The organism is Streptomyces sp. NPDC005141 (assembly GCF_053599975.1).
In genome coordinates, this window is record NZ_JBSFYW010000130.1 from 1 (window position 1) to 6,394 (window position 6,394).

General features: G+C 68.5%; 5 protein-coding genes and 1 tRNA gene. 5 read left to right on the forward strand and 1 reads right to left on the reverse strand.

The features are described 5' to 3' along the window. Positions 1–343: 343 nt before the first annotated feature. The 3 genes from ACWD68_RS41305 to ACWD68_RS41315 all read left to right on the forward strand — a co-directional run bounded on the left by ACWD68_RS41305 (position 344) and on the right by ACWD68_RS41315 (position 2,446). Positions 344–805, forward strand: a complete 462-nt coding sequence (locus tag ACWD68_RS41305; protein WP_356461250.1) for a molybdenum cofactor biosynthesis protein MoaE — start codon at positions 344–346, stop codon at positions 803–805. A 150-nt stretch (positions 806–955) separates the two neighbouring features. Further along, complete coding sequence (locus ACWD68_RS41310; RefSeq protein WP_451811622.1) at positions 956–1,141, forward strand: hypothetical protein; 186 nt, start codon at positions 956–958, stop codon at positions 1,139–1,141. A 207-nt stretch (positions 1,142–1,348) separates the two neighbouring features. Beyond that, positions 1,349–2,446, forward strand: coding sequence for a YlbL family protein (locus ACWD68_RS41315; RefSeq protein ID WP_451811623.1), 1,098 nt, complete (start codon positions 1,349–1,351; stop codon positions 2,444–2,446). 72 nt (positions 2,447–2,518) lie between these two features. On the opposite strand, the gene ACWD68_RS41320 is transcribed toward ACWD68_RS41315, so the two are convergent. After that, positions 2,519–3,061 (reverse strand): PPA1309 family protein, encoded by a 543-nt coding sequence (locus ACWD68_RS41320; RefSeq protein WP_451811624.1) that lies wholly within the window; start codon positions 3,059–3,061, stop codon positions 2,519–2,521. Between the two features lie 163 nt (positions 3,062–3,224). Here ACWD68_RS41320 and ACWD68_RS41325 point away from each other — a divergent pair, with 163 nt between their 5' ends. Both ACWD68_RS41325 and ACWD68_RS41330 read left to right on the forward strand, forming a co-directional pair. Beyond that, a complete protein-coding gene (locus ACWD68_RS41325; RefSeq protein WP_451811625.1) occupies positions 3,225–6,188 on the forward strand; it encodes a UPF0182 family membrane protein in 2,964 nt (987 codons plus the stop codon). Positions 6,189–6,230: 42 nt separating this feature from the next. Then, a tRNA-Met gene (locus ACWD68_RS41330) sits at positions 6,231–6,304 on the forward strand. Positions 6,305–6,394 lie beyond the last annotated feature (90 nt).

The window sequence follows — 6,394 nt, forward strand, 5'->3', positions numbered from 1 at the left end:
GGGGGGGTGGGTGGTGGGGGGGGGGGGGGGGGGGGGGGGCGGGGGGGGGGGTGTGGGGGGGGGGGGGGGGGGGGGGGGGGCCGGGGGGCCCCCCCCCCCCCCGCGCCCCCCCCCCCCCCCACGCTGCGGAAGCCGGCCCGTCCTGAGGGCCGGGCAGGGGCCGGATCGGGGGGCCGGGGGTCGTCGGCCGGTGCCGGGCGGGGCGGGAAGGTGAGCGTGGTGCGCGTCACGGACGGGCCCGTGGAGTCGGGGCCGGCTCTGTAGGAGGCTCCAAACCCGCACGCGTGCGTGCCGGGTGAAAGCCGTATTCCACGGTGTCGGCGGGGTGCGGCACGATGGAGCCATGGCACCTACCTATGACCATCCCGGTGAGCAGGCCGCGCAGGATCCGATTCGGCTGCTCGCGATCCGCGACGAACCGCTCTCCCTGGACGAGGTCTTCAAGGCCGTGGGGGACGACGCCGCCGGGGGGACCGCGTTGTTCGTGGGGACCGTGCGCAATCACGACGGAGGCGCCGACGTCGACGAGCTGGGGTACTCGTGCCACCCCAGTGCCGAGGCGGAGATGCGGCGGGTCGCCGAGAAGGTGGTCGCCGCCTATCCGGTGCGGGCGCTGGCCGCCGTTCACCGGGTGGGTGACCTGGTCGTCGGGGACCTGGCCGTCGTCGTCGCCGTGTCGTGCGCGCACCGGGGCGAGGCCTTCGAGGCCTGCCGCAAGCTCATCGACGATCTCAAGCACGAAGTGCCGATCTGGAAGCACCAGAAGTTCTCCGACGGGTCGCAGGAGTGGGTCGGCGCCTGCTGAGACCGGCGGGAGTCTCCGCCGCCGGGGGCCGACCGATTTCGCACCCCTCTTCCGGTTGCGTAACCGGGGCCCTGCCGTGAGCGTTAACAGTGCGGATGGTTAATCTGCTGATCAGTCAGTTGCGGTCGCTCATGGGGTTGGGAGGTCGACATGGCGGCGCTTGCCTGGTTGCTGATTCCGTTTATGGCCGCGATCGGTGCCGGACTGTGGGGCAGTTGGGCCGGCCGGAATCGCAAGGCCGCGGGAGACGGTGTCGAGCTCGCCGGATACACGCGCTTCCGTGAGGCCATGGAGCGGTCGGAGGTCCGGGAGAAGTCCCACTCCGACGCGGTGTGAGACCCCCGGTCCGCCTCCGCGGGCCGGCGATGCGCGCGGGTGCGCGGCCGATGCGGTCCGAGGATCCCGGCCTGCTCGGGCATCGCGCGGAACGCTTCGGGCCACTGCCGGAAGGCGGGCGATCGGGCCTCATGGGCGGGCTCGGGCCCCACCACGTACGGACGGCCCCGACGGTGCGCTTACAGCACCGTCCCGTACTGTCGTTCCATGCCACGCCGCACCGCGACGATGCTCGCCTCCACTCTGATCCTGATCGCGCTCCTGTGCGCGGGAGTGTTCATCAAAGTGCCGTACTCGGAGATGTCACCGGGTCCCACGGTGAACACGCTGGGTGACCACGACGGCGAGCCGGTGCTGCAGATCTCCGGACGCAAGACGTATCCGACGACCGGGAACCTGAACATGACCACGGTCCGGGTCACCAGCGCCGACTACAACATGAACCTCGTCGAGGCCGTGTACGGATGGCTGTCGCACGACAACAAGATCGTGCCGCACGACACCCTCTACCCGGACGGCAAGACCGAGGAGCAGTCGACGCAGGAGAACGCCGAGGAGTTCAGCCAGTCCCAGGAGAGCGCGAAGGTGGCCGCTCTGAAGGAACTGGACATCCCGGTGAAGGCCTGGGTGATCGTCTCCACCGTCCTCAAGGGCTCCCCGGCCGAAGGACGACTGCACGCCGGTGACGTCATCAAGGCCGTCGACGGTACGGCGGTGAAGGCGCCCGACGACGTCGCGAAGCTGGTCACCAAGCACAAGCCCGGCGAGAAGGTCGTGTTCACGATCGTGCCCGCCAAGGAGCAGGCCGCCGCCGAGAAGGAGAACACGACGGCGACCGGGACCAAGGACGTGACGATCACCACGGCCAAGTCCGAGGACAGCGGCAGCGACCGTGCCATCGTCGGGATCTCTGCCGGGACCGACCACACGTTCCCGTTCGCCATCGACATCAAGCTCGCCGACGTCGGCGGCCCGAGCGCGGGCCTGATGTTCGCGCTCGGCATCGTGGACAAGCTCACTCCGGGGAACCTCACCGGAGGCAAGTTCGTGGCGGGCACCGGCACCATCGAGGACGACGGCAAGGTCGGCCCGATCGGCGGCATCGAGATGAAGACCGTCGGCGCGCGCGACAAGGGCGCCCAGTACTTCCTGACGCCCAAGGACAACTGCGCCGCGGCGGCCAAGGACACCCCCAGCGGGCTCACGCTCGTCAAGGTCGACACCATCGACGACGCGATGGGTGCTCTCAAGGACATCAGCGCGGGCCGGACCTCCGACCTGCCGAAGTGCACCACCAAGGGCTGACGGACACCGGTCGTCCGTGGCTGGGGTCGCCTCTCGTGCCGAGAGGCGACCCCAGCCACGTCCGTCCGGCAGTCAGTCCGCGAACGTCGCCGACAGCGCCTCCGCGAGGCCCGGCACCAGGCCGGCCCCCGTCAGCACCTCCGTCGGCGCGTCCTTCTCGCGCAGCCGCAGCGCCGAGTCGCGGGTGCCGTCGCGCAGGACCCCGACCGTCATCCGTACTTCTTGACGGTCCGGGTGCGTGGCGACCCACTGCGTGAGCTTCTTGCCGCTGAGACCCTCCGGGACCGAGGCCTCCGCGGACGGCGGCAGCATCAGCCGCTCCACCGTGAGCGCGCAGCCGACCACGGCGTCGGGCCAGGCGATGGTGCCGAGGAACTCGTCCAGCGGCTTTCCGGCAGGGATCTCGTCCTGCTCGATGGGGGTGAGACCGACGGTCGCCTGCTCGTCCTCCAGGCCGAGCTGGGCGGCGAGGCCGGGTTCCTGGACCCGCAGCTGTGCGGTGTCTACGAGGGCGAAGAGGCGAGCGGGCTGGTCCCAGCCGAGGCCGGAGGTGTACTCGTCGATCTCGAGTACGGCCCGGGTTAGCGGGTTCGCTGCCATGGGAGTGTTGGACATGGTCACAATCCTGCCTCGTTCGTACCCGGAAACGGGAACCGAGTAAAGCGTGAGTAAGTTGCATAGATGAGGCTCCTCGATCACGGAGCCTTGCGGACGGTCCACCGACACGGGGGCCTGACGGATCAACAGCGACTTCGAGGTGCGCACCTTGGCTTTCCAGATGCCGGACCGCGGCGGAGGCCCGACGGGGCCACGGATCAGAGTGGGCCGACCCTCCCGGCGTGTCCGGACCCTGCTCATGACACTGGGCGTGCTGGCCGTGCTGGCCATGGCGTTCGTCATGTTCGCGGGGTTCTGGACGGACTGGCTCTGGTACCGATCGGTTCACTACTCGTCGGTCTTCACCACCACCCTGTGGACCAAGATAGGGCTCTTCTTCGTCTTCGGTCTGCTGATGGCGGCCGCGGTGGGCTTCAACATCTGGCTGGCACACCGGCTGCGCCCGCCGCTGAGCGCCATGTCGATGGAGCAGCAGAGCCTCGACCGGTACCGCATGGGCATCGCGCCCTACAAGAGGTGGCTGCTGCTCGCGATCACGTCCCTGGTGGGGCTGATCGCCGGCGCGTCCGCCTCGGGCCAGTGGCGCACGTGGCTGATGTGGGTGAACGGGGTGCCCTTCCACCAGAAGGACCCCCAGTTCCACCTCGACGTCTCGTTCTACGCCTTCGACCTGCCCTGGTACCGCTTCCTGCTCGGCTTCGGCTTCGCCGCCGCCGTGCTCTCGCTGGTCGCCGCCGCGCTCACGCACTACCTGTACGGCGGTCTGCGGATCACCAGCCCGGGAGCGCGTGCCACGGCCGCGGCCACCGGGCACCTCTCGGTGCTCCTCGGCATCTTCGTCGCCCTGAAGGCGGTCGCCTACTGGCTCGACCGGTACGGGCTCGCGGTGAAGTCCAGTGACTTCAAGGCGACCGGCAACTGGACGGGCCTGAGGTACGTCGACGCGAACGCCTATCTGCCCGCCAAGACGATCCTGTTCTGCATCGCCGTCATCTGCGCCCTGCTCTTCTTCGCCACCCTGTGGCGGCGCACCTGGCAGCTGCCCGTCATCGGCTTCGGCCTGATGGTGCTCTCGGCGATCCTCATCGGCGGCCTGTACCCGGCGATCGTCCAGAAGTTCCAGGTCCAGCCGAACGAGCAGGCCAAGGAATCGCCGTACGTCGAGAAGAACCTCAAGGCGACCCGCGAGGCGTACGGGATCGACGGCACCGAGGTGCAGGACTACCGGGGGTCGAGCGACACCAAGGACAAGGCCAAGCTCCGCGACGACGCCGACACCGCCGCCAGCATCCGGCTGATGGACCCGAACATCGTGTCGCCGACGTTCCAGCAGCTCCAGCAGGTGCGGAACTACTACGGCTTCCCGTCGAACCTGGACGTCGACCGGTACACCAAGGACGGCAAGGACCAGGACACGGTCATCGGTCTGCGCGAGCTGAACCTCGCGGGCATCCCGAAGAACAACTGGATCAACGACCACTTCCGGTACACGCACGGATACGGCGTCGTCGCGGCCAAGGGCACCACGGCCGACAGCGAGGGCCGGCCGGTCTTCACCGAGTACGACCTGCCGTCCAAGGGCGACCTGGGCTCGTACGAGCAGCAGATCTACTACGGCGAGAAGACCACCCAGTACTCGATCGTCGGCGGTCCCCAGAAGGAGATCGACTACTCCGACGACAGCGGTGAGAAGACCACCAGCTACAAGGGCAAGAGCGGCATCAGCCTCTCCAACCCGGTCAACCGCGCCGCGTACGCGGTGGCGTTCGGCGAGCCGCAGATCCTGTACTCGGGCGCGATCGGCGAGGGTTCGCGGATTCTCTACAACCGCACGCCCAAGGAGCGGGTCGAGGCGGTGGCCCCCTGGCTGACCATCGACGGCGACGCCTACCCGGCGGTCGTCGACGGGAAGATCCAGTGGATCGTCGACGCGTACACCACCACCAACGGCTATCCGTACGCCTCGCGCACCACGCTCGGCGACACCACGGCGGACTCGCTGACGGCGGCCAACGACCAGCGCGCGGTGGTGGCCCAGCAGAACCAGGTCAACTACATCCGCAACTCGGTGAAGGCGACCGTCGACGCGTACACCGGCGACGTCAAGCTCTACCAGTGGGACACCGAGGACCCGGTCCTGAAGACCTGGATGAAGGCGTTCCCGAACACGGTGAAGTCGAAGGACTCGATCTCGCCGGCGCTGATGGCTCATCTGCGGTATCCGCAGGACCTGTTCAAGGTCCAGCGGGAGCTGCTCACCCGGTACCACGTGAAGGACGCCCAGACGTTCCTGAGCGGCAGCGAGGTGTGGCAGGTCCCGGACGACCCGACCAACAAGTCGGGCAGCGCGGTGCCGCCGTACTACCTGAGCATGAAGCTGCCGGAGAAGCCGTCGCAGGTCTTCTCGCTGACGACGACGATGACACCGAACGGCCGTGACAACCTGAGCGCCTTCGTGTCGGTCAACGCCGAGGCGGGGACGCCCGGTTACGGCAAGATCAACATTCTGAAGCTGCCAACGGGCAGAACGGTCGACGGACCGAAACGGGTGCAGAGCCAGTTCAACTCCGAGCCGTCCATCGCCGAGTCCATCAGGCTCCTCAGAGGCGGCGACTCGGAGGTCGAGTACGGCAACCTGCTGACCGTGCCGCTCGACGGCGGACTGCTCTACGTGGAACCGGTCTACGTCCGCGGTGGCGACCTCAAATATCCGCTGCTGCGCAAGGTGTTGGTGACGTACGGCGGCAGCACCGCGTTCGAGGACACGCTGGACCAGGCGCTCAACAAGGTCTTCGGGGCGGAGAGTTCGACCACGCCACCGCCCGACGAGGGCACCAAGAATCCGCCCACGTCCAGCAACCCGACGGTCCAGGACGCGCTCGACGACGCCCAGAAGGCCTTCGACCAAGGGCAGGAAGCCCTCAAGAAGGGCGACTGGAAGGCGTACGGCGAGGCGCAGAAGGATCTCGAGGACGCGCTGAACCGGGCCGAGGACGCACAGGCGAAGGCCGGCGGCAGCGCGGGCGCCGACAAGACGACCGACAAGACGGCGGACAAGAACGCCGACAAGAGCGGTGGTCCGAGCAGCAGCCCGAGCAGCGAAAAGAGCCCAGGAAGCGACTGATCAGGAGCCACCCCGCGCCGTGGTACGGTTGCAACACAACGGCGCGGGGTGGAGCAGCTCGGTAGCTCGCTGGGCTCATAACCCAGAGGTCGCAGGTTCAAATCCTGTCCCCGCTACTGAAGTCGAAGGCCCGGATCCAGATCATGGATCCGGGCCGGCGACGGGGGTGAGGCCCCCCCCGCGCCCCCCCCGGACCGGGCGGGGGC